The 24,444-nt window shown below is 25.7% G+C and carries 27 protein-coding genes and 1 tRNA gene; 25 read left to right on the forward strand and 3 right to left on the reverse strand.

The genetic code is table 4. The features are described 5' to 3' along the window. Nucleotides 1-140 precede the first annotated feature (140 nt). From SHELI_RS01890 to SHELI_RS01935, 9 genes are all read left to right on the forward strand, one after another. Entirely contained in the window at nucleotides 141-710 is a 570-nt protein-coding gene (locus SHELI_RS01890) for a hypothetical protein (protein ID WP_069116155.1), read from the forward strand. A 122-nt stretch (nucleotides 711-832) separates the two neighbouring features. Continuing rightward, nucleotides 833-1,417, forward strand: a complete 585-nt coding sequence (locus tag SHELI_RS01895) for a hypothetical protein (protein WP_069116156.1) — start codon at nucleotides 833-835, stop codon at nucleotides 1,415-1,417. A gap of 478 nt (nucleotides 1,418-1,895) precedes the next feature. Next, on the forward strand, nucleotides 1,896-2,312 hold the full coding sequence (locus SHELI_RS06000) for a hypothetical protein (RefSeq protein ID WP_157087565.1): 417 nt from the start codon (nucleotides 1,896-1,898) through the stop codon (nucleotides 2,310-2,312). Nucleotides 2,313-2,404: 92 nt separating this feature from the next. Further along, complete coding sequence (locus SHELI_RS01905) at nucleotides 2,405-2,743, forward strand: SemiSWEET family sugar transporter (RefSeq protein WP_069116160.1); 339 nt, start codon at nucleotides 2,405-2,407, stop codon at nucleotides 2,741-2,743. A 102-nt stretch (nucleotides 2,744-2,845) separates the two neighbouring features. Beyond that, entirely contained in the window at nucleotides 2,846-3,625 is a 780-nt protein-coding gene (locus SHELI_RS01910) for a DeoR/GlpR family DNA-binding transcription regulator (protein WP_069116162.1), read from the forward strand. Next, nucleotides 3,615-4,733, forward strand: a complete 1,119-nt coding sequence (locus tag SHELI_RS01915) for an SIS domain-containing protein (protein WP_069116164.1) — start codon at nucleotides 3,615-3,617, stop codon at nucleotides 4,731-4,733. Before SHELI_RS01910 ends, SHELI_RS01915 begins: the two co-directional genes overlap by 11 nt. Before the next feature lie 2 nt (nucleotides 4,734-4,735). Next, nucleotides 4,736-4,981, forward strand: coding sequence for a hypothetical protein (locus SHELI_RS01920; protein WP_069116165.1), 246 nt, complete (start codon nucleotides 4,736-4,738; stop codon nucleotides 4,979-4,981). Between the two features lie 116 nt (nucleotides 4,982-5,097). Beyond that, complete coding sequence (locus tag SHELI_RS01925) at nucleotides 5,098-5,625, forward strand: PTS transporter subunit EIIC (RefSeq protein WP_069116166.1); 528 nt, start codon at nucleotides 5,098-5,100, stop codon at nucleotides 5,623-5,625. A gap of 30 nt (nucleotides 5,626-5,655) precedes the next feature. Then, nucleotides 5,656-7,158, forward strand: coding sequence for a PTS transporter subunit EIIC (locus tag SHELI_RS01935; protein ID WP_269745960.1), 1,503 nt, complete (start codon nucleotides 5,656-5,658; stop codon nucleotides 7,156-7,158). A gap of 31 nt (nucleotides 7,159-7,189) precedes the next feature. On the opposite strand, the gene SHELI_RS01940 is transcribed toward SHELI_RS01935, so the two are convergent. Beyond that, the gene (locus SHELI_RS01940) at nucleotides 7,190-8,035 is read right to left on the reverse strand and encodes a class II fructose-bisphosphate aldolase (protein WP_069116172.1); all 846 of its coding nucleotides are present in this window, start codon (nucleotides 8,033-8,035) and stop codon (nucleotides 7,190-7,192) included. Between the two features lie 130 nt (nucleotides 8,036-8,165). Between SHELI_RS01940 and SHELI_RS01945 the strand changes: the two genes are divergently transcribed. The 10 genes from SHELI_RS01945 (at nucleotide 8,166) to SHELI_RS01985 (ending at nucleotide 18,110) form a co-directional block, all read left to right on the forward strand. Further along, complete coding sequence (locus tag SHELI_RS01945; protein ID WP_069116174.1) at nucleotides 8,166-8,822, forward strand: hypothetical protein; 657 nt, start codon at nucleotides 8,166-8,168, stop codon at nucleotides 8,820-8,822. A 136-nt stretch (nucleotides 8,823-8,958) separates the two neighbouring features. After that, nucleotides 8,959-9,693, forward strand: coding sequence for a hypothetical protein (locus SHELI_RS01950; protein ID WP_069116175.1), 735 nt, complete (start codon nucleotides 8,959-8,961; stop codon nucleotides 9,691-9,693). 17 nt (nucleotides 9,694-9,710) lie between these two features. Next, the gene (locus tag SHELI_RS06005) at nucleotides 9,711-9,857 is read left to right on the forward strand and encodes a hypothetical protein (protein WP_157087566.1); all 147 of its coding nucleotides are present in this window, start codon (nucleotides 9,711-9,713) and stop codon (nucleotides 9,855-9,857) included. A gap of 274 nt (nucleotides 9,858-10,131) precedes the next feature. After that, nucleotides 10,132-11,055, forward strand: a complete 924-nt coding sequence (gene miaA, locus SHELI_RS01955; RefSeq protein ID WP_069116176.1) for a tRNA (adenosine(37)-N6)-dimethylallyltransferase MiaA — start codon at nucleotides 10,132-10,134, stop codon at nucleotides 11,053-11,055. Between the two features lie 31 nt (nucleotides 11,056-11,086). After that, nucleotides 11,087-11,857: a MurR/RpiR family transcriptional regulator gene (locus tag SHELI_RS01960; RefSeq protein ID WP_069116177.1), complete on the forward strand. Its 771-nt coding sequence runs from the start codon at nucleotides 11,087-11,089 to the stop codon at nucleotides 11,855-11,857. A 96-nt stretch (nucleotides 11,858-11,953) separates the two neighbouring features. Further along, nucleotides 11,954-12,772: a hypothetical protein gene (locus tag SHELI_RS01965; RefSeq protein WP_069116179.1), complete on the forward strand. Its 819-nt coding sequence runs from the start codon at nucleotides 11,954-11,956 to the stop codon at nucleotides 12,770-12,772. A gap of 911 nt (nucleotides 12,773-13,683) precedes the next feature. Beyond that, complete coding sequence (locus tag SHELI_RS01970) at nucleotides 13,684-14,964, forward strand: hypothetical protein (protein ID WP_157087567.1); 1,281 nt, start codon at nucleotides 13,684-13,686, stop codon at nucleotides 14,962-14,964. Nucleotides 14,965-15,033: 69 nt separating this feature from the next. Next, entirely contained in the window at nucleotides 15,034-17,085 is a 2,052-nt protein-coding gene (locus SHELI_RS01975) for a lipoprotein (RefSeq protein ID WP_069116183.1), read from the forward strand. Nucleotides 17,086-17,155: 70 nt separating this feature from the next. Further along, nucleotides 17,156-17,229 (forward strand) — tRNA-Gly (locus SHELI_RS01980). A 125-nt stretch (nucleotides 17,230-17,354) separates the two neighbouring features. Continuing rightward, a complete protein-coding gene (locus SHELI_RS01985; protein ID WP_069116185.1) occupies nucleotides 17,355-18,110 on the forward strand; it encodes a DxFTY motif-containing membrane protein in 756 nt (251 codons plus the stop codon). On the opposite strand, the gene SHELI_RS01990 is transcribed toward SHELI_RS01985, so the two are convergent. Continuing rightward, nucleotides 18,100-18,894 carry a phosphotransferase gene (locus tag SHELI_RS01990; RefSeq protein WP_069116187.1) on the reverse strand — a complete coding sequence of 265 codons (795 nt, stop codon included), beginning with the start codon at nucleotides 18,892-18,894 and terminating at the stop codon, nucleotides 18,100-18,102. The two genes, SHELI_RS01985 and SHELI_RS01990, sit on opposite strands and share 11 nt — an antisense overlap. A gap of 93 nt (nucleotides 18,895-18,987) precedes the next feature. On the opposite strand from SHELI_RS01990, the gene rdgB reads away from it, so the two are divergent. After that, nucleotides 18,988-19,587: an RdgB/HAM1 family non-canonical purine NTP pyrophosphatase gene (gene rdgB, locus SHELI_RS01995; protein ID WP_069116189.1), complete on the forward strand. Its 600-nt coding sequence runs from the start codon at nucleotides 18,988-18,990 to the stop codon at nucleotides 19,585-19,587. A gap of 26 nt (nucleotides 19,588-19,613) precedes the next feature. Here rdgB and SHELI_RS06085 read toward each other — a convergent pair whose 3' ends face one another. Beyond that, nucleotides 19,614-19,760: a hypothetical protein gene (locus tag SHELI_RS06085; RefSeq protein ID WP_198146105.1), complete on the reverse strand. Its 147-nt coding sequence runs from the start codon at nucleotides 19,758-19,760 to the stop codon at nucleotides 19,614-19,616. Nucleotides 19,761-19,905: 145 nt separating this feature from the next. Here SHELI_RS06085 and SHELI_RS02000 point away from each other — a divergent pair, with 145 nt between their 5' ends. From SHELI_RS02000 to SHELI_RS02020, 5 genes are all read left to right on the forward strand, one after another. Continuing rightward, a complete protein-coding gene (locus SHELI_RS02000; protein ID WP_069116191.1) occupies nucleotides 19,906-20,628 on the forward strand; it encodes a hypothetical protein in 723 nt (240 codons plus the stop codon). A gap of 182 nt (nucleotides 20,629-20,810) precedes the next feature. Continuing rightward, a complete protein-coding gene (locus tag SHELI_RS02005) occupies nucleotides 20,811-21,131 on the forward strand; it encodes a hypothetical protein (protein WP_069116193.1) in 321 nt (106 codons plus the stop codon). A gap of 44 nt (nucleotides 21,132-21,175) precedes the next feature. Beyond that, nucleotides 21,176-21,697: a tRNA (cytidine(34)-2'-O)-methyltransferase gene (locus SHELI_RS02010; RefSeq protein WP_408640713.1), complete on the forward strand. Its 522-nt coding sequence runs from the start codon at nucleotides 21,176-21,178 to the stop codon at nucleotides 21,695-21,697. Nucleotides 21,698-21,743: 46 nt separating this feature from the next. Then, nucleotides 21,744-23,108 (forward strand): DEAD/DEAH box helicase, encoded by a 1,365-nt coding sequence (locus SHELI_RS02015; RefSeq protein ID WP_069116197.1) that lies wholly within the window; start codon nucleotides 21,744-21,746, stop codon nucleotides 23,106-23,108. A gap of 95 nt (nucleotides 23,109-23,203) precedes the next feature. Then, on the forward strand, nucleotides 23,204-24,301 hold the full coding sequence (locus SHELI_RS02020; protein WP_069116199.1) for a hypothetical protein: 1,098 nt from the start codon (nucleotides 23,204-23,206) through the stop codon (nucleotides 24,299-24,301). Nucleotides 24,302-24,444: the final 143 nt, after the last annotated feature.

Raw genomic sequence — 24,444 nt, forward strand, 5'->3', positions numbered from 1 at the left:
TTTATGTTAAATAATAACTTTTCATAGAATTATGCAAGATTTTGGTGTATAATTAATCTATGCTTTGGAAGTAATTATGGAAATTTCCAAATCAATAATCAAATTAAATATGTTTTACATTAGAAAGATGGTGCACAAAAATGGCTACAAAAGGACCAGATAAAGCAGCTGTAAAAAGAGCTGCATCTAACGCAAAAAGATCACAACACATCCAAACAAGAAAAAAAGCTAGTGACCCAAAACCAAATAAAATTGTTAACAAAGATATTAAATTAACAGAAGGACAAGCAAAATTTATTTGAGAAAAAGCAGAACCAGTTTCAGCAACTAACCCAGCAATTTTTAGAAAAGATGTTGCAGGTGCTATTATGAAAAATAGTGAATATGGATTAGAATCAGAATTTGGTTGAGTTAATACTTTAGTTGATCCAGATGGTGAATATGATGACGTAAACAACGTTGTTGCTATGCATTGAATGAACGCAAAAGTTAAACGTAAACACCAAGAAATGTGAGTTGCTGTTGTTACAGGAGCAAGAGAAACACGTGAAATTTACAACTATATGAAAGAAACAAAAGTTCCAGCTGATGCTTTAGATAAAACTAAAAAAACTGTTTTATTCCAATCAGCAACTGTAGAACCTAGAAAAATTAATATAGAAATTAGAAAAGTTCCTAATCCAGGACAAAAAATTGCAAAAAAAAATTAAAATAACAATCAATACGAGGTTATAAATTCTTTGCTTTAAATTTTGTGTGAACTATCACTCATAAGCGAGGAATTTTTTTATGTGTATTGATAAGTTAATGTCTAAATAGGAGATTAAATAATATGAAAAAGTTAATTGCAATCATAAGTTCTTTTAGTATGGTTGCTTCAATGGCATCAATATCAGCAACTGTAAACTCATGCACCACTATAAAAGAAGCTGTTGAATTGAAGTATAAAAATTTAAAAAGCGATAAAGATGTTATTGATTTATTGACAAATAAAGAAAAAGTTAATATTTTTCCAAATGGAAAACCATTGATAATCAAAGATAATAAATTAAATGATGATTATGATAAGCCATATGATGATATTGCTGCAACTGGATTACATGTTGCAAAAATAAATGAAAGCTTAATTCAATTTGCTTCTAAAGAACATTTCAATTATTTAGGATATGACTTAAATGATATTTTTGAAGATGTAGAAAGTTTAAAAGCAGAACAGTCACATGAAGATTACAATGCAAAATGAAAACTATATTTTGCCACAATAAATGGGAAAAAAGGTGAAGCTTCATTTATGTTGAACATCTATACATTTGATTTAGATATCAACTCAATTAAATTTGGAGCTCACAAGAGCGAAAAAGTCTACTACCGTACTATAAATCTTGTTAGTGATCAAAAATCAGCTGTAAATAAATAGCTGATTTTTTTATTTTTTTTTAATAAAAAATTTTTTAACTTATTTTATTTGTACAAAAAATAATACCATAGAGTTATATATAAGAGAAAGTAAAGAGTCTAAGAATATGTATTTTTACTATAACTATCATTTAGATGATGTTAAAAATAAAATTCTTGATAATTTTATTTTTAATACTTTTAAGGTGTATTACTATCTTATAGTATTTCTTTTTGTTATGGATTTTATACCATTTATGCTTGTTTTATTAGGTTATATCGAAACAAATTTTAGCATAGGTTTTTTAAGTGGTTTTTGAGCTTTTTGTCTTTATATTATTAATATAGGTTTTGGAATTAACTTTATCAACAAAACTAAAATATTTTTTAACAATACTCCTAATTCTTATAAAATAGAATTATTGTATAAAAAGTATAGTATCTGATGTTATTTTATAGGGATATTTCAAATATTTATAATTTATCGATACTATAATAAATTGGCTAAATCTTTGGGAAATCATGGTTTTATAATAAAATCAAAAAACAGGTATTTATTACCAACATTAGCTAATATGGATAAGAACAAAGATATTGAAAAGTTAGCAACTAATTACCCAAATAATTATAAAGAAAATATTCATTACACTTCTTTGCCTAAATTACCTGAAATTCAACAATTACAAAGTTTTACTTTTTATTCTGAAATTTTTATAATCAAAGTTTTTAATGCAGTAGAGAATATAGATCTAAAAATAAAATTCAATAAAAAAACTGATTTAAAAATTGAAAAATCAACATTTTTTGAAGATAGCAAAATTTATGTAATTAAAATTCATGCTTTAAGCCATAATAAAAATAAAATAATTTTAAAATATGGAAAATTTGACAAATCAGTATTTTATATATCAAAATAATTTTAAAAAAACATTGTACACTTTTGATAATTTGCTTTGACGGTTAAGAATTTTGTATAATCATATTATACATTTTGTAAAGGAGGCAAATTATGAGTCAATCTACTTTAGATATAATAGGTAACGTTATCGGCTGACTTGGATTTACAACTAGTTTAACAATGCTTTTACCTCAGGTTATAAAAGTTATGAGAACTAGAGATACAAAATCTTTATCATTAATTATGTTTATATTAACATTTTTAAACGCTGTTTTGTGATTTGCTTATGGTTTATTAATTGCTCAAATGCAATTATATATTGCAAATGCATGCGCACTTGTTGCTAGTCTAATAATTATTGGATATATACTTGCTAATCACATAAAAGCTAAAAAGCAAAAAAACAATCAAGAAGTTGATGAACTGGTTAGTGATACAAAGAGCGATTAAGCTCTTTTTTAATGGAAAAATTTACTAAAATAATCAATTTATTTCAAAAACTTTCAAAATATTTTTTTATTTTAAGTTATTATATTTACAAGAGGTTTTAATATGCATAAACATGAAAGAAAAAAAATAATACTAGATGTTGTCAATGAAAAACGTTTTATTGAAACTAGAAATTTATTATTACTTTTAGAGTCAAAGGGTATAAATGAATCAACCGCAAGAAGAGACTTAAAAGAACTTGAATCTGAGAATAAAGTTCTTCTTTCTTTTGGTTCAGTAACTTCTAAAATATATGATCAATTTGAAAAAACAAGAGTTGAAAAAACAAGGGAAAATAAAGCTGAAAAAGAAATCATTGGTCACAAAGCTGCTGAATTATTAGAAAAAGATGAAGTTATTTTTTGTTCAGGAGGAACATCAATCGAAAACTTTGTAAAACTAATTGATAAAAGAGTAAGATTATTGATCACTAATTCATTTCCTGTTTTTTTACAAGCATGAAAAAATGAAAATATTGCAGATGTATATTTATTGGGTGGTTTTTTTAGAGAAAAAACTCAAGTGTTTTTTAGTAATAACATTAAAAAATGAATTGAAGGCAAAAAATTCTCTAAGGCATTTTTTTCTTGTGTTAGTGTTGATGAAGCAGGAAATTTATATGATGACTTTGAACCAGAATCAACCTTGATGCAAGAAGTTATGACAAAAACAAAACAATTAGTTTTACTTGCTGATTCTAGCAAATTTTTAAGTTATGGAGTTAACTTAATGTGTAACATGTCACAAGTAGATTATCTTGTAACAGATGATAAAACTAAGGATATAATCAAAGATTTAAATTGAGATGTAAAAGTAATTTTTGGAGGAACAAATGAACAATAACAGTTATACAGAAAAAGAAATTTATCAACAACCTGAAATGTGAAAACAAGTTTTTGAAATGTTTGAAAGTAACAAAGGAGAATATCAAAATTTAGCAACTAAGTACAAAGATTATAAAATAATTTTAACAGGAGCTGGAACAAGTCAATTTGTTGGAGACACAATTTATAATTACTTTATTGAAAAAGGATTGGATATACATAGTATTGCAACAACCAGTATTGTTGTTAACCCTTTAAAATATATTAAAAAAGATGAAAAAGTTCTATTAGTATCTTATGCTAGAAGTGGCAATTCTCCTGAATCGGTTGCTGCTGTTGAACTTGTAAATCAAGTTTCAAAAAATGCACATCACATTGTAGTTACTTGTAATGAACAAGGGGAATTATATAAATTAAAAGATGTTTTAAAAAATATGGATGCAATTTTATTGCCACCTGAAACTAATGATAAAGGATTTGCTATGACTTCTAGCTTTAGCTCAATGTTATTAGCTTCTTCATTACTATTTTCATATATGGTAAAAGATGATTCTTTTGATAAATTTAATAAGTTTTATGAACTAGCAAATAATACTTTAAATAAAGCAGAAGAATTCACAAATATAATTGATTTAAAAAATATAGATAGATTAGTATTTTTAGGAGATTGTGAATTTTATGGTTTAACAAAAGAAGCCCGTCTAAAGCTTCTAGAATTAACTCAAGGAACTTATGCAACTTTTTATGATACATTCCTTGGATTTAGACATGGACCTAAATCAATCTTGTCTGATAAAACCTTAATTTTCTTTTTGATGTCAAGTGAATCTAGAATGAGAAATTTCGAACAAGATTTAATTGAAGAAATATATGATGAAAATAAAGTAAACAATTTATTTGTGTTAGAAAATAGTTCTAATAATAAAAATTTTGACAGAGTTCAATATATAAATCTAGAAAATAATGAATTGAATAATATCTATATAGCATTACATTACATAATGTTTTTCCAAATATTTGCTTTGAGACAATCTGAAAAACAAGGATTCACACCTGATAATCCATGTCCAACAGGAGAAGTAAATAGAGTAGTTAAAAAATTTACAGTTTATAAAGGAGAATTTTAGTAATGAGCTTATTGACTATCGCTCTATTGGTAGGATTTTTAGTTAGCACAGTTTTACTAGTTGTATATTTACTTTACTTATTTAAATGATCAAAATCTGGGATTAAAAATCCAGTTAATTTAAAAAACTCAGGTCAAAGCTTTATGGCTATATTTTTTAGCAAATGGTTTAAAGTATTTTTAGTATTTACTTTGGCATTAATATCAATTTTTTGTCTATCAATGTTTATTGTTGAAATGACTAAATAGTTTGACATTATTTGACATTATTTAGCAATTTATTTCAAATAAATGCAAAAAATTTCCAAAAAAAATAAAAAATTTTCATATTTTTTTCTATAATAAAATTATGAAAGGAAATTAATATGGAGACTTTAGTAGAAAAAAAAGATAAAAAACAAAAAAAAGAAGTCTTAAGTAATGATCCAAAACCAAAAAATAAATTTTTTAGTCATTTGCTTGTTAAATTACAAGGTTTAGGTAAATCACTTATGTACCCAATTGCTTTGTTACCTTTTGCTGCTCTATTAAACAGATTTGGTTCTCTTGCTATGGAATTAAACCCAGTTCAAGCTGGGTCACCTAATGCAGGATGATGAATTGGGTTTATAATAGGTAAACCTGGTGCAACAATTTTTGATAATTTACCGTTGTTATTTGCGATAGGAACAGCGTTTGGTTTATCAAAAGATCAAAGAGGTGAGGCAGCGCTAGTTGGAGCGGCTTTCTACTTGATTTTAGTAACAATGCTAAATGAAGGTGGATTGCCTAAATTGTTCTATAGCAAAGTAAACACATTTTCAGCTTGAGGACAAGTTGAACAAACAGATTCTTCAAAGATTTGACAGGATGGAGCGGGAGGAAGCTTCTCAAGTTTATTCTATGTCCCATAGTATGGACTTGCTGATGGCCAGTTAAGGGTTATTGGTGGTAAATACATCTTAAACATAGGTGTGCTTGGAGGTATTGTTGCAGGTTGTTTATCAGCTTGATCATACAATAAATTTAGAAGTGTAAAACTTCCTCAGGCTTTATCATTCTTTGGGGGTAGAAGATTTGTACCTATGATTATTATGGTAGCTTCTATTCCAGTAGCATTCGCATTTGCAATAATATGACCTTGATTCCAATTTGCCTTAATTTCATTTGGTAAATTGGTATCTTCTGGAGATTCATGAGCAATTCCAGGAGCTTTCTTATATGGATTTATAAACAGAATGGTACAACCAACAGGATTGCACCACATTATAAATACATTCTTGTGATTCCAAATGCCTATAGAAGGTTATATTGTAGACTTCTATGGACACGTACAATTATTTAACGAAATGATGGGAACAGATGCTGCTAGTCAATTACTAGATGCATCTGGAAACCTTACAGAAACTGGTAGAACTGTTGCTCAAGGTATATCTAATAACATTTTTGGTGGTCAAATAATAGATGACTCAAATTGAAGAGACTTCTTTAATATTAGAGATGGTGGATTACCAGAAGGATTATTAAAAGGAACTAACAATGGAGCACAATCATTTACAATATTCGGGGATATAAATGCGTTCCAAAAATCTATGGTATCAGGTAACTTCCAAACAGGTTACTTCCCAATGTTCTGAGGAGGACTTCCTGGAGCAGCCGTTGCTATGATCTATTGTGCTGAAAAAAATAGAAGAAAAGAAACAGCAACATTCTTAGTTGGGGTTGCAGTAGTTGCAGCTTTAACTGGTATTGATGAACCGTTAGTATTCTCATTTATATTTGTGGGACCAATACTATTGGTAATAAATGCTTTATTTACAGCCATTTTTGCAGCTTTAGCGGTTGCAATGCACATGCATATTGGATTTGGATTTAGTGGTGGATTTATTGACTACATAATCTCATTTGCAACATCATGAGGAATGAGTAAATATGAAGGATTAACAAATGGATCAATGTATGGAATATTCTCAAATCCATTGTGGATGTTTGTACTTGCAGGACTTGCATTCCCAACATACTTCTTCACATTTACAATAATAATTAAAAAAATGGATATTAAAACACCAGGTAGAGATGCAATTGAAGCACACGAAGGACATCCAGGTCCTCATCCAGGTGGTCCAAAAGAAAAAGCAGATAAAGGAAGTAAAAATGAAAAATATGCTAAATTAGCTGCAAATATCGGGGATATAGTAAAACTAGATAACATCGTAAAAATTGATAACTGTAGTACTAGATTAAGATTAACTGTAAAAGATAATAAAACTGGTATTGATGATGCAGAAATTAAAAAATTAGGTATCTTTGGTGTTAAACGTCTTGGTACCGAAGGATTACAACTAATTGTCGGAACAGATGTAGAACACGTAGCTGTTCAATTACAAAAAATTTATGATGAATATCTGATATCTCTAAGTACTAATGTAGAAACAAACAAACAATAATAAAAAATTCAGATTTTAAATCTGAATTTTTTTATGCTCTATTGTTTGAACCAAAAGCTTGGATTTTTTTCTTTGCTTCAACCTTTACAAAGTCCACACCAGTTCTTCCATATTTTCTTGCATCATAACCACCAGGGTTTTTTTCAAATCAATCCTTGATACCTTGTGCACAAGCTATTTTTAAATCTGTTCCAATGTTAATTTTTGTTATTCCAAGACTAATAGCTTTTTGTAAATCTTCTAGAGGAACTTGACTTGAACCATGAAGCACAAGAGGGGTTTTAATTTTTTCGTTTAATTCTTTTAATAAATCAAATTGTAATTTGATTTCACCTTTGAATAAACCGTGACTAGTACCAATTGCAATTGCTAATGCATCTATTTGTGTTTGTTTTTCAAACTCTAATGCTTCATTAATATCTGTATAACCATTTGAAGCTGAGTTTCTATCGTCTTCTTTTCCACCAACATGACCAATTTCTGATTCAACATCAACACCTTTACTTCTTGCATACTTTACAATTTCTAAGGTTTCTTTTACATTTTCATCTAATGGTTTTAATGATGAATCTAGCATTACGCTCGAAAACCCAGCATCAACTGCTCTTTTGATTAATTCAATATCAAATCCATGATCTCAATGTAATACTACTGGAACAGATGCATTTTGAGTTGCTGTCATTGCAAAGGAAAATACATAGTCTAACCCCATATATTTGGCAGCACTTTCAGTTACCATCAGAATAACTGGTGATTTTTCTTCTTCTGCAGCTTCAATAATTCCTTTCATCATTTCTAAATTATCAAAGTTAAACGCAGGAACAGCATATTTACCATTTCTTGCTTTTATTAGTTCTTCTTTTAAACTTGCTTTCATTTTTTCTCCATATATATTTCTACATTAATATTTTAAAGTATATTTGTAAAAATCTTTAATAAGGAATAAAATTATTAACATAAATGTTTAAATGACATTATTTTAAGAAAAGGAGTTTTATCTAAGTTTTATGGATGCATGGGGAGATATAGTCATAAGTTTTATAGCAACTCTTGTTGGAGCAGTTGTTTCTTCTGTTGTTACTATTTGAGCAACTTTGAAGATTGAAGATGTTAGAAATAGAGATTACAAAAAACTATTACTTGATTGAGTAGAATCAGATGATATTCATTTTTATGAAAAAAACTTTTATTTATACGAATTTTTTATTTATTTCAGAACCATATTATCTGAGTATGAAACATCAGATTGAAGGTTTTTGTTTAAAACATTTAAAAAACTTCTAAGAATACAACAATTTTTATTTAAAAATAAAAAAACAATTACTTTAGAAGGTAAAAAATTTGGTGGTAAAAAAGTATATATTTACTTTCAATTAAGTAATAAAAATACACAAAAGTCTAATAAAATTTTAGATAAAGTATCTTCTTTTGATGTTAAGTTCTTTTATTCAATGCAAAAAACTTCAACAAGTTCCATTGTACCGATACCAGGAGATTTCTACTTAAATCACAAATTTCCTATTTATCGCTATAATCTTGAAAAAAATAAATTAAACTATGTAGTTGATAAAAGTGATATTTTAAAAGTTATTTCATTACATATTAAAAATTGTGCAACAGAGATTAGAAAAGAGATTATAAGTCATTTAAAAGATATAAGTTAATTAACTCATTAGTGTTCAAACTCTTGTATAATGACAATTTTTACAATATAATAAATACATTAAAAAGTGAGGGGTATATTATGTTTATTATGATCTATTCCTATGCTCACGAGAAGGAGAAAAGCTAGTTTTTAAAATGTCTAAAAAAGGTTTTTTAGAAATTACTTATTCTGTTTTCAATGATAGAGATAGGGAATTATTTGACAAATTATTAACTAACACAATTAGGTTTTATAAGATAAATCCTAAAAATATAAAATATATTAGCAATAATAATCTTTTGAATTCTATTGAAATATCAGAATTTAATAACAAAACTATTAAAATAAATTTACTATATGTAAGTAGCGAAATTTTAACAACAGAAACCTTTTATGAGACATTTATCAAAGGTATGTCATTGATGATGAATAGTTTACCAAGTTATAGTACTAAAGTTGGTCCAGAAAGCTTTGTTCCAGATTATTTAAACGGGGCCCAAAAATCAGCTATTAGTTCAATGCTATTATATAAATGACAAGATGAAAGTATTAATCACATAGATAAAGCAATCGATTTACTTTTTAGATATTGTAGAGGTCACTTTATATCTAACGGAAATAAGAGAAGTGCAGTATTATTTACATTATTTTATGTAAACTACTTCTCAATGAACTTTTATGGCAATAAACATAGTGATATTAAAGATATTGATACATTTGAAATATTTGTCCATGAAATAATTACAAACCAAGAACATCAACAAAATCAAGATTATCAAGATAGTGTAAATAATATAAAAATAAACCAAGGAAAAGAGTTAACAGATGAAGAAATTAGAATTAAAATTTATGATTTTATTTCTAAAAATTTAGTGATAAACTTAGAATAGTCAAATAGGAGAGACATATGAAAAAAAACGAAACAAGCATTAATACGGATGACAATATGAATGGTTTAGAATTATTAAACAATAAAGATGTAAGTGAAATTGCCAATCGCATCATTAAAGATGAAATGGTTAAAAAATTAATGGAAAGTTTAAGTAGTAAGTAATATCATAATAGTTACCAGATTTAGGGTAACTATTTTTTTATTAAATGCAAAAACATAATGTTAAAGAACAAAAAATATAATATAATAATATTGTCCTTCGGGACGCAAGAATATTTATGTTATTCTTTAAGTTTGCGTGAGTGTCCAAAACCGCTCTATAAATTGGTATTTCCTATCTCATGCATTTTATAGCGGGTGGAAATATTTTTTTTATTCATTTTTTAAGTGAATTAACAAATAGTTTATTTAAAAAATAAATAAAATGGAGGTTTATATGAGTCCCAAAATAATTGTTATTGTAGGACCAACAGCTTCAGGTAAAACTGAGTTATCAATTAAATTAGCTCAAGAATTTAATGGGGAATGTATTAATGCTGATTCAACTCAAATTTTTCAAGGCACAGACATAGCCACAAATAAAGTTACAGAAGAAGAAAAAGAAGGAATCGTTCATCACTTATTATCAACTAAAAAAGTTAATGAAAGCTACTCAGTAGCTGAATTTCAAAAAGAAGGACGAGAAATAATTGAAGATATTTTAAAACGAAACAAAACCCCAATTATTGTTGGAGGTACTGGATTATATATAAGTGCATTGATAATGAAATACAATTTTGGTTCAAGTGATCACATTGAAGGATTTGCGAAACAATTTGACCAATTAAACAATTCTCAACTTTGAGAAAAATTAAATAAATCAGATCCAGAACAATCAAAGCAAATACATCCTAACAATCGGTATCGCATAATAAGGGCTTTAGAAATACAAGAATTATACAAAACCAAAAAAAGTGATGTAATTTTAAACAATAAAGAATATTACTATAATAACCTTATTATCATTGGCATAAACCCTGACAGAAGTGCTTTACATGAAAAAATAAACAACAGAGTTCTAGCATTAACCGATAGAGGACTATTTAAAGAAATTGAAAAGGCTTGATTAGATAATGATAAAAATCATGAAGCCCAAGCTTTAAGATGCATTGGTGGGCCTGAAATTATAGGTTACTTAAAAAATGAATATGATTATGATACAACGATAGCTTTAATGCAAAGAAATAATCGTAGATATGCAAGAAGACAAATAACATGATTTAAAAATCAATACGATAATGTACAATGATTTATGCATAATTATACTAATTATAAACAAATCGTAAACGAGATTGTAAATTATGTCAAAAATATAATATAATATTACAAACGATATAGAATGGAGTAATTATATGACTTCTATTTACGAAAGAATTGAAAATCTTGTTAAAGATAATCGAAATACCACATTTAAATCAATTGCAAAAAAAATTTTAGATGATTTTAATGAAGGAATATTTAAATCACAGAACGAACTTGCAGAGGCTTGCTTTGTTTCTATGTCAACAATTACACAATTCTCTAAAGCTGCTCTTTGTGAGGGTTATAAAGAGCTAATAATTAGACTGAAAATTGAGCATGAAAATGCAATGAAAGCAAAACCCAATCATGCTGAAATTGATTACCATAATCTCGATACCGAGCATTTAGAACACATTAATAACTGAGTTATGACGTGCTCAGATTTTATTTTAAAATTAGCAAGTGAAATCAATAAAGATAAAAAATTATGAATTGCACCTTCATTCCAAAGCATGCCTGTAGCGAAGCACTTTGAAAATATCTTAATAAATCAAGGAGTGGATGTTAGAGTTATGGATAGTTCTATTAATTTAGAAATAGTTCGTCACTTTGACTTTACAGACCAATTGATCCTTGTGTTAATGACAGGAAGAGATACATTAACTTTATCTAGAATATTAGAATATCTTGAAAAAATATCTAAAAATGTCTTTTTAGTAACAACTGCCAATCACATCACGGAAACACCAGATGTTGAAGGGTGAAATAAAATAATGATTAATTACTCTGCAAATAGTGATTATAAATACAGAGCACATGCTTTATTGACTCTATTTTTATTAATCGCAGAAAAAATTGATAATACGCCAAAAATTGCATAAAAATAAAATTAAATAAATAAATAAATTTATAAAAAACTTTAATTTGCTACTCGTATGCTAGAATAATTCTATTGATTATAGAATAGGGAAGATACAATGGCACCTAATTTACCAAAAAAATTAGAGTTAACTTTTTACTTTTGGTTTGCAATAATTCCAATATTTTGTATTGTTTTTGATACAATTTTTTCAATTATTGAGCCAAATGAAGGAACTTTTAGTACAAGAACACAAGATTTTGATATTGCAGTTATGAGTCAAACCATATATTTATCGGTTTGGGTGGGAATGTTTACTTCAATATATGGTATTTTAAACATTATTGCCTTTTTTAAACCAAACGCAATGCCTCAATGAGTTAGAGGTAAAAACTTTTTTACTTCTATTATGGCTTTGGTTTTAATTGAGTTTATCGTTTATAATGTTGATTTAATTTATACAAAAGTCACTGATAAGCCATTTATTGGTTTCAACACTTGATATAACATCATTAAATCAATTTTAGAACATATGTTAACACCAATTATTTCATTTATTTATTTTTATGTTTTTGCAAAATCACTTATTAAAACAAAAGAATATATGAAAAAATATAGTTTTTATGTATATATAATGCTGATTCCATATCTAACATATGCAATCATAAGAGCATTCTTTGAATTAGAATATTATCCTGGGGTTAGAAGTAATTCAAATGGTAAAAATCCTGGATTTAATCCATTTCCTTATCCTGAGATGGATTGAACAAATGTGGGACCGGCTTTATTTGTTGTTGGATTAATTTCACTGATAGTTGTTGCATGAGCTATTGGTGTATTTTTAAATTGAACTTCTAACTTGGCATACAAAAGTATAAACAGTTATGAATTTGATAACTTAAATAAAGATGTTACTAATAATGTAAAAAATAAATAAATTTAATTAAATTATTTTTTTGAGTGAATTTAAATTATTTATTTTTTATATGATGATGTTTAGATTGAGAAACTAAAAATAAACATTACTTTTTACAAAATTTTTAATCAAAATAAACACCCTACCAGAAGGTTCATTATAATTGTAAAAATTGAAAAAAAAGTATTATAATAATATTATACAAAAAAAATATTTACTTGTTGATAAAAGATTTTATGAGATTTTTTTTACAAAAAAAATATATTAATTATGTAAATGGCAAAGAAGAATTTTATAGTGTTGTTGTTTATATGAATGTATAAATTTAATACAAGATTAATGAAAAAATAAATATTTTACTAATTGATTATTAAAGGGTGATTATTTTGAACTTAAATAACATAAAAAAAGCAGCAAACTTAAATATTTTTAAAATATCTAAGTTTTTATTTTTTAATTTATTTTTTGATAAAGGATTTATATATTTTAATATTGTTTCCTTTTTTTATAGTTTGATTTTTTCTATATATATAATTTTTATAAAGTCTGGCGATAATTTTGTAAAGATCTTTGATTTTTTTGCTCTTTTTTATGTAGGAGTTTTAATGTTTTTAAATGTTATAAGAAACTGTCAATTTTTATTTATAAAAAAAATTGAAGATAGAACTATTTTTGTGACTATCTCTAACCATGTCTCTAGATTTAATCTTTTTTTTTCGATACTATTTATTAATTTAATAGTAATTTTTATACAGAGTTTTATATCATTTTTAACATTTTTTATAGTTTTGAAAGCAGGAAATTTTGATTCTTCAATGCAAAAAGTAATATTTTCAAAAATATTTACTTTATTTTGATTCTCGATAGTTATCCTTTTTATTCTTAATAATTTTGTAACCTTTTTATTTTTATATATAAATGGTCAAATTTCTATGACAATTCTTTCGATATTATTAGCATTTACATTTGTGGCAAATTTACCTTATAAATTTTTAGTTACAAATGAACAAATAACAAGAATAGGATTTAAAAGTAAAAATTCAGATACCATCGATCAGATTTATAATGTAAGTGATATATATGAGGCGCTAGATTTTCAAAAATATGTTCAGGAAGGTAAAATAAAATTTAAGTATTTATCAGAATCTTTAAATAATTTTTTAAATTCACCAGATAATAACATAGATAAAAGTAACATTGGAAACGACGCTAACAAGAAATTAAGAATAAATTACTGAAGTAGTATGGGGTTAACACAAGATTGATTATTAAACAATGAATTTAAAATTCCAAATTTGAAAATAAGATCTATGGATTTAAAAAATAATGCCAACGTACCCAACGCGTGAGTTTATGATTCAAATGAATTGAACCCAAAATACAAGTACACTTTAGATGTCGTGTTTGATAAAAAAGTCTTAAATTTAGCAGAATTAAAAGAAAATATAGAGAAAGAAAACGACACTAATTTAAAAAATATAAAACAAGATTTGCTCGATTTTACTAATTATTTAATAAGTAGATTTGTTGATGTACAATCATCATTTTATAATTACTTTGGAGATTTCTCGTTTTTAAGCAGTAAAAGTAGTGTAAACTTAGACGAAAATTTTTGTTCTAGTGATGTGCCTTGTAGCATTGGTTTAAATCAAAAAGCTTTTAATTCCATTTATAACTCCTTTTTTAATGATTTAGTTAAATCTGATGATTTGGTGTTTATAGATAATTCAAACAAAGACCTTGAAACTTTCATTAAAAGTACTCTAAATAACCCAGTAGAACTAGCTATGAGAATATTAGAAAATTATTTTATTTCTTATATTACAACTTATAAAAACCTAATAAATAAAACCGTTGTAACAAATGATGATCAATGAAATAAATATTTATCAGAAAGAAAAACTTTTAACATTTATTCAAAAATTAACCCTTTTTATAGCTTGTGAAGCATTTACACTTATCATTCTGGATACTCTTATGACGATATATGATTCACACCTTACAGTGACTCAAAAATACTTCTATATGATCAACAAAATTTATTCTTATCTTATACACAATACAATATACAAATAAATGAAAATGGTTCAATTGTCCCGAATAGTTATGACAATTACATACATCCAGACATTTATTTATATACATTTTTAGGACTTTCTGTATTATTTTTACTTCTATCATACTCAAAATTTAGAAAAATGAACATTTATTAAAAAAATGATTTTTAAAATTTTTTTTCATATATTTTACATATATAATTTAAAAAAGAAGGAGAGAAAAAAATGAAAAAATTATTAAGTTTATTAGCAGCAGTTGGACTAACAACTTCTGCATCAACTGCGGTATTTGCATGTAACAAAAATGATGCCGCCGAAAAACCGGAAGAAAAAACTGAAGAACAACAAACAACAAACAATACAATTTCTGTTTTAGTTGATGCTTTAAAAAAAGAAGTGCAAAAAGTAATTCAAGATCAACTATTAAAAATAAAATCTAATTTATATAAATTGGATCAGTTAGTTAATGGACAGACTTCATTAAAAGAAAAAATTTTAAATCTACCAGAATTGAAAAAAATTGTTGGAAATAGTGAAAATGGTAAAATGAAAAAAATAGACACATTAACCAATCAACAAAAAATTTTACTATTATCAGACATAAAAACCATAATAAATTGACTTGGTATTGTAGAAGCTGTAAAAGATGTATATAACAAAGAAGTGTATAAAGTAATTAATTATTCTGAAAATTTTGATGAAAATTTTGAATTATCTTTAAATTTTGACACATTAATGGCTTCATATAATGAAATATCAGATAATACAGTTGCAACAGTAAAAGTTGATTGTAATTATGTTGTTTATTATAAAGACGCAAATAATCAAAGAAGTCAGTTTAATTTTATAAATAATTTTACATATGGTTTAACTTCTAACAAGCAAACAGAAGAGGCTGTAAACAAAGTTATAAAATCAATAAGGTATGCTGGTGTTTTAGATGATAAAACATATGGTGATACATTTGCATTTAACAATGAGAAGTTTAAAATATCAGAAGATAAAGTAAATAAACCATATACAGATAATAGTTACAAAACTCAATTAGAAGATTATATAAATAAAACAGGAAAAAATGAAATTATAAAAAAAATAAATGATGTATTTGAAAAAAACACAAACTTTACATTTGTTGAATACAACAATAGCGATTATTTTTTCGAGGAATATAAAAACATAGCTAAGTTTGAGGCCAATAAAGAATACACTCCTAGCACACAAAAAAATGGTTTCCTTTGAAAAGATGAAGCTAAATTAGAAGGTAAAAATTATTCATCTAAACAATTATATGAATTCTTATTTAAGGGTGGTCAACCAGAGAATTTAAACGATTTAGATGTAACAATTAATAACAAAGTAATTAAAGTAAATAATATGATACATGATATTGCAAAAGAATCATTCAAATTAAATATTAGTGATCTTTATACAAATGAGGTAAGTAAAATAAAAGCCGATGCAAAAAATTTTGGTGATACAATTTATCAAGACTATACAATCGATAAATTAAAAACTAATAAAAACTTACAAAATAGTATGAGATTAGGGTACTTAACTTTAAATAACTTGGCTATTCAAGTTGGTGGTTACAAACAACTATTACCTAGCTTTGAAGTATTAACTTCATATAATCAATCTGAATCAAGTGACATTGAATCATATAATCTTGCAAGTAGTGGGTCAAGTTTAAATGAAAATTTCTTTAAACAAAGTTCTCTTTTCCATACAATATACAATAGTTTAGAAACAGGAATTTTAGCAAGAAACAAGGTTTATGGTTTTAAAACAACTGACTTGCAATACGATAGTTACTGAAGTGGTAAGTACAGAGTTAAGGCTGATGGTAAATCATTAGCTAATTTCAATGGTACCCCAGCTTCAGAAACTGGTATTAAAGAGAATATGTGAACAAAAATGCCAAAAATTTCAAATGGTAATACAGCAGAAGGTAGTCAATCAATGGTCAATAATATTTTATCTTTAAAATATGATTCTTTGAGTAGCTATGCAAATTACATTAAAAATACAGGCTTACAAGACAATTACAGTTGAACATTTGATTTTAGTGCAATGCATCTTGAAACAAATGATGGGCATGGAATATCATTGCTTGCTAGAGGTGGAATGATTGTAGATAAATTAAAAGATGTTTATTCAGGTAATTTAGTATTTGACTTTGCAAATATTAAATACGCTATCGACAATCAAATATATCCAAACAATAATAAAGATGATGCAACAAAATACAGCTGAAATATAACTATAATTAGTAAATAAAATTAATAAATTTAAAAAAAACTATTGCATTGAGAAAATAAATGATATATTATCTCAATGTATTTGTTTTGCGGGTGTAGTTTAATGGTAGAACTTCAGCCTTCCAAGCTGACTGTGAGGGTTCGATTCCCTTCACCCGCTCCATATTAAAAAAAGAATTGAATAACATCATATAATATTGTTAGATAAATTTTATCTAACACATATATATGATGTTTTTTTTATTAAAAGAGTATATAGTTATAGATATATTTGAGGAAAATACACTTATGGAAAATAATTCAAATAAACTAAAACAAATGTGGGTTAATTTTAACGAGCAAAGAACTGACTTTTTTAAAAGTGCTGGATTTGTATTTTTAGAAGCAATTATTCCTGGAATAGCTATTTGAGTACTTTTAGGTGATGATTTTTTAATTACTATGAACACAAAATTACCTTCTCCAACCGGGGGATATGTTAGTTTGGTTTGTGTTTTATATTTATGTTACACAATATTAATAACTTATTTATTTTATAAGGCAAAATTTCATAAAGCAGACAATTTTACTTATTCAATAACATTTAACTTTATTTTAATATCAGTTATTGCAACAAGCTATATTTTTCACAGAAATGACACAACTGTAATTATTGCTAAGTTTGTAATAGCTTTAGCTATTGGAATTATAGGTATAACAGTAGGGGTATTTTTAACATATATTTTTAGAGTATTAGAGTTTGGACGAAAATTGAAGTTAGAGCAAAATTTAGAAGCATATAATGAAGGAACATTAACAGAACAAAGATTAATTAATAGGGCAATTAAATATCAAAAATATCTAGATAAATTAGCAGAAAAACAAAAATTAATAGATCAAAAAGCAGAATTGTTACAACACAAAATTGATGAAGAGTATGAACTTGAAAAAGCAAAAGAAAGAATGAAAAAAATAAGTTTAAGTGAAAAGCTTGATTTAAAAGAACAAAAACAAAGAGAAAAAGCGAAGAAAAAAGAAGATAAAAAAAATAGGATTAAATTTTAATTCTATTTTTTGTTCTTTCATACTTTTCTTGACCAATTTGTAAATATATTTCTTCATTGGTTTTTTCATACATATAGTTTGCCCATAATGTTCACAACACATCTTGATAAGCTATGCACTTGTTTAAATCATCTATATCACTTTGTTTCATAATTTGTTTTTCAATCGCTTTTTTAACAAAACTTTTAATCATATCTGTATTGTCATTAAGGGTTTCGGTTATGAAACTTGCAATATCAAATAGGGGGTTGTTTAATTTTACATAGTCATAATCGATAAACTTAATATCATTGTTTTGATGGATTAAGATATTTCCAGGAACCATATCATTGTGGCTTACTACAAATTCAGCATTTTGTAGATGTGCTCCATATTCTTTTACAACCTCAATCTTCTCACTTAAATAAAACGAATGGTTTTTAACATTATTGACAAAAAATTCTAAAAAATTTACAAAATCAAATTTTTTAATAATTAAAGGGTGAATTTTTATTTGATGCATTTTTTGAATTCCTTCAACAACTAAGTCTAGAATATGTTCATCAATTGCTAAACTTTCTAAACTTTGATAATCTTTTAAAATGCGAAAACTTGAAACTAAACGATCATTTTTAAATTCAACAGTTCGTGGTTTTACCATGATATCTTGATCTAAACTTACAAACTCAATTAAAATACTTGCTTCATTTTTTTTATCTAAATATGCTTCACTAATAATTGTTGAGGTTTTAATAACCTTATCTTCACTAACTTCAATTTGATTTGTTAATCCTTTAAAACTCATATATCATTTCCTCTTTTAATCTTTTAGTAGTATTATAATTTTAGTTTATTACAAAAATATATTTAAATAATAATAAATTAGAAATGAGACATTATGAAAACAATCTGAATAGCTACTAACAATGACCAAAAAATCAAAGAATTTGAATATCACTTAAAAAACTTTACTATCAAATCTTTAAAAGATTATGACACAAATCTTGATATCCCTGAAACTGGAGATACATTTGAACAAAATGCTTTAATCAAAGCACAATATTTAGCAAAAAGAGTTGAAGGTATTGTTATTGCTGATGACTCAGGACTTTGTGTGTCTATTTTAGATGGTTTTCCAGGCATTCATTCAAAACGTTGATTTGGTCAAAAGATCACTAGTTGAGATGAAGTCAATCATAAGTTAATTGAAATGATTGATAAAAAAGCAAATAGTGATGATCAAAGAAAAGCATACTTTCAATGCTCATTGGCTTTAGTTGACACTAAAAATAATATCAGTAAAGTTTTTAGTGCTCAGTTTGCAGGAAAAATTGGCTATGAGCCAATTGGGGATAATGGTTTTGCTTATGATCGCATTTTTATTCCTGATGGATATGACTCAACAGTTGCTCAAATGAGCTTTGAACAAAAACAACAATTAAGTCATCGTTTTAAAGCTTTAGAAATGCTCAAAAACTTTTTAAAAGATTATGAATAAAAAAAGAGCATATGCTCTTTTTAAAATTATTTTTTATCTTTACCTTTAGCTTGTGCTAAAGCACTTCCAGCAATACTTTTAGTTCTTGCGCTACTTCTTCCATCTTTCAATGCAGCAGAAGCTTTTGTAGCAACTTTAGAACTAGTTACTTTACTAGTGCTCTTCTTACTCATATCATCACCCATCTTTCTTTTAAGAAAGTTATAAAAAACTTTCTTAAAAGAAAGTTATCATAATTTTTTTAAAAATGTAGTTTTTTTTATAAAATAGAAAAAAATTTTTAGACAAACAATATAATGAAAAATAGGAGAAAAAAAGATGCTTTACGATTTAGTTATTTTATTTGTGTATTTCTTTGTTAATTTATCTTTGTCTATAGGGAGTTATTTAATTTTTTTAGAATCATTAAAGTTTAAAGTAAAAACATTAGAAAGTATTTTTGGTAATTTTTTACTATTCAATAAAGAGAAAATGATTTTATATAAAAATGAAAAATGGTCATTTTTTCTTGCATATTTTATTTACTTTTTAATAGCAATTATTATGTTTTTTATATTTCTTATACTTATTGCTTTTAATTCAAATAACAATATTTTATTTATATCTTTATACTCATTAGCTTTTTTAATTTGTTTAGCATTATTTATTTATTATATTGGTTTATCTATTAAAAAAATAAGTGAATATAAATTTTACAATAAATTAGAAATTGAATTAAATTATTCACTTTCAAATAAGCAACAAGAATATAAAACCTTATTATTTCTTAAAGACAATAAAAAGTCACCCTATAATAATTTATTTAAGTTTCATCAAAATAGACTTAAGAAAAAATTAAATAAAGATATTAATAATAAAAAAGACAATTACAAGAATTACATAATTTTTTTGAAGTACATTAGAAATCACAGTACTTTTATTGATAGAATTATTAACTCTAATGCAGACGTTACTATATTTTCTAATAATGAGATTATTGATATTGAACAATTAAAAACAGTTTTAGTAAATAATTTTTATGCATTGAGTAGAGATAATTAATTACAACTAAATAACAAAATAAGTAAGTTAGTTTTTATAGATTTAAAAAAAGGTTAATTAGATTAAAAAATGTATATTATTTTAATTAAATCAAATTCTTGCAAAAACCCTTGCAAGCATCTTGGTCTTAAAAATTGATATTTTTATGGTATAATATTATCAATGATTAAGGAGCTGTTCATATGAGATGAAAAAAATACTTAAAAGATACCTATAAAGATTCTTACTTCCATTTAGAAACTTTTTCAAATGGAAAAGTAGTTTTTAAACAATACTACAAGTATTTAAAAGATGTCTTTGAATTTGGTCCTGAAAACTATAAAAAGATTTTTTTTGAAGCAGATGTGGTTGATTTAGAAACTGGTCAATTAAAACATCGTGACAAAATTGATTTAGAGACAGCATATGCTTTAATGGATGTAATAAATAACGTTGGTAATGTTGAAAGACTTTATGAAATTGGTTATATTAAGAGAGAAGAAACAATTGATATAGATGAATAAAAAGAATGATCAATCATTCTTTTTATTTTGCTTAGAAATGGAACTTATTTATGAGAAAAATTAATATTATTTTATTTGAACCAGAAATTGCTAATAATGTTGGTGCTATTATGAGAACTTGTGCTTTAACTAATGCAAAATTGCACTTGATTGAACCTTTTGGGTTTATTTTTGATAAAAGAAACTTTGCCAGAACTAGTGCTAATAACTTTGAGGGTTGTGAATATGTAAGATATGAAGATTGAGCTCAATTTTGTGCTCAAAATCCAAAAGCTAATGTATTTTATATGACTAGATATGGGAAAAAACCAATTTCTGACTTTAACTTTAAAGCAATTGATGATGAAATTTATATTATGTTTGGTCGTGAATCAACTGGAATTGATAAAAACATTTTAAAACAAAACTTAGATAAATGTTTTAGAATACCAATGGTTGAAAGCGGCAGAAGCTTAAATATTGCCAATAGTGTTGGTATCGCAACATATGAAGTATTAAGACAATGAGATTATCTTGATTTGAGTAAAGTTGAAGTCGAAAAAGGCGAAGATTACTTAGAAAAATAATTATTGATAAAACTTACTATATAATTAATGACAAGGGGGTTAAGTTATGAAGTTTAGTGATTTTGGGTTTAAAAAATTTTTAAATGACGCGCTAGAAGAAATTGGATTTTTAAATCCAACTAAAGTCCAAGAAAAAGTAATCCCTTTATTAAAAAAACAAAAGTCAGTTATCTGTCAATCGCATACTGGAACAGGAAAAACACATGCATTTTTATTACCAATCTTAAATAATTTAGATTATAGTCAACAAAAAACACAATTATTGGTGGTCACTCCAACAAGAGAACTTGCAAGACAAATATTTGCCAATGTCAAAGAGTTAATTCAATTTAATGAACAAGCTACTTGTGCTTTATTTGTGGGTGGAGATGATATTGAAAAGCAACAAACTAATCTACAAATTAAGCAACCAATGATAGTTATAGGTACTCCAACAAGGCTAAAAACCTTATACGAGCAAAACTTTTTACAAATAACAACATCAAACTATGTAGTAATTGATGAATGTGATATGATTTTTGACTTAGGTTTTATTGAAGATGTTGATTTAATGCTTTCAAAAATCAACAAAAATGCAAAAATTAGCTTATTTTCGGCTACTTTTAAAAATGGGTTAAAACCATTTTTAACAAAATATTTATCTCAAGCAGTTTTTGTTGATAATGTTGATAAAAAACCAAGTAGTAAAAATATTGAACATATCTTAATTTGAACTAGAAATAGAGAAAATAAAGAAGTTTTAAAAGTTATCACAAATTCCATCAATCCATATGTTGCCATAGTTTTTGTCAACAAAAAAGATCAAGTTAAAGAAATCATTAATTGATTAAATGAATTTGGGATTAAAAATGTTGGTGAATTACATGGAGATTTAGATCCTCGACAAAGAACTAATATGCAAAAAAGAATCCAAAATATGGAGTTTAAGTGAATTGTGGCAAGTGATGTTGCTGCAAGGGGAATTGATATTGATGGAGTTAGTCACATAATCTCAGTTGATTTACCAAAAGATTTAGATTACTACATTCACAGAAGTGGAAGAACTGGGCGAAATCAGTATGATGGTCAAAGTTATGTGTTGTTCAACTCAAACAATCAACATCAAATTGATACTTTAAAATCATTGGGAATTGAGTTTTCAAATAAAAAACTTGTCGATAACAACCTTGTAGATATTTATGAAAAGAAAAAAGTTAAAGTAATTAATACTAATTCACCTGGAGCTTTAGAAGAGAAAAAGATAATTAGTAAATACAAAGCAAAACCAGTTAAGCCAGGATATAAGAAAAAAAGAAAAGCAGAGATTGAGAAAGTTAAAAAAGATATTAGAAGAAAACACATTAAAGAATCAATTGCAAAGATTAAAAAAGCAAAATACAAAAAACGTAGAGAAGAAATATTTAATGATTAATTTAAAATTAATTATTTTTTTGATTTACTAGCTTATTTTGTTATTTAAAAACTTTTTTATATTTAATGCTTATAATATAAAAAAGGAGTATATTTATGAATTATCTGCATATAATCATAATCATTTTAGCTATAGTTACGTTTATTTTAATAACTATTATTATTGCGATACTTAAGCAATATAAAAAAGTCAAAATAACTTCTGAAATTAATCAAAAAAAGTACACACGAATAAAAGCAAATAATAACAAAAAAGAAACGTTCGATTTCAAATCAAAAATCGAACAGCTAAAAATAGAAAATAGCAAACTTGTAAATCAATGTGAAAATCTTAAAAAAGAGTTATTTTATTCTGATAGTGTAGAAATAAAAAATTATTTAAATAATCATGAAACAGTAAATAAACCAAGTAGCTCATTTTTTGCTATTTTAGAAAAACGCTTTGAAAAAAGTGAGGAACATAAAAGAATTTTGAAGTTTGTTGTAGATAAAGTTGAAAAAGGTTATAACAATAAAGCAAAGTTTATGATGACTTTAGAGGAATTCAACTCAGACAATGGTTGAATGATAGTTATAAGTTTACTTGCTTGTGCTAAATTAACTCATTCTTCAATAAAAGAAAAACAATCATGATTTTCAAATTTTAGTCCCTTGAAAAGCTTGTTTTATGGCCAATCTAACAACAATTTTAGAAAAAATACTTGGTTAATTTTTGAAAAAGAAATTTTTTGAAATGATAGTAATGATGAATGACCAAATAGACCTGATTTGATGCTGGTTACAAAATCCGAAAACAAATATAATATAGTGGTTTTAGAATTAAAGCAATGATCAAAAATTTACTATAAAAATAATTTTGAAAATCTTTTACCAGACACTAATGAGCAAATAAAAAATTATAAAAAACTTATTTCTGAAAGATCTTCAAATAGTAAATTAGAATCTCTTTCATATTTATATAATTTATATTCTGAAGATGTTGAAGATGTAGAAAAAACACTATTAAATAATTCTGGTAAATATGATAAAAAATGAAAAATGAATGGTGACAAAAAAATTTATTATACCGCTGATAAAAAAATTGAATTATCAAGCCGTATTTATATGTCACTTACTGAAAATAAAACAATTGATGAGCTTAGTTATGAGGAACTTAAGAGATTTCTTAAAGAAATCGAAGAAAAAAATATTTAAAAGTAATTTAAATACCATTATAGTAAAAAATATGATTTAAAGATTAGGCACTTTAATAAAGTAAAATATCTTTTAAACAACTACATTTTTAAGACATTTTTACACTTACTTTTTGTTATTTGCAGTGCTTTTGTTTATAATTA

The organism is Spiroplasma helicoides, from assembly GCF_001715535.1.
Classification (GTDB): Bacteria; Bacillota_I; Bacilli_A; order Mycoplasmatales; family Mycoplasmataceae; genus Spiroplasma_A; species Spiroplasma_A helicoides.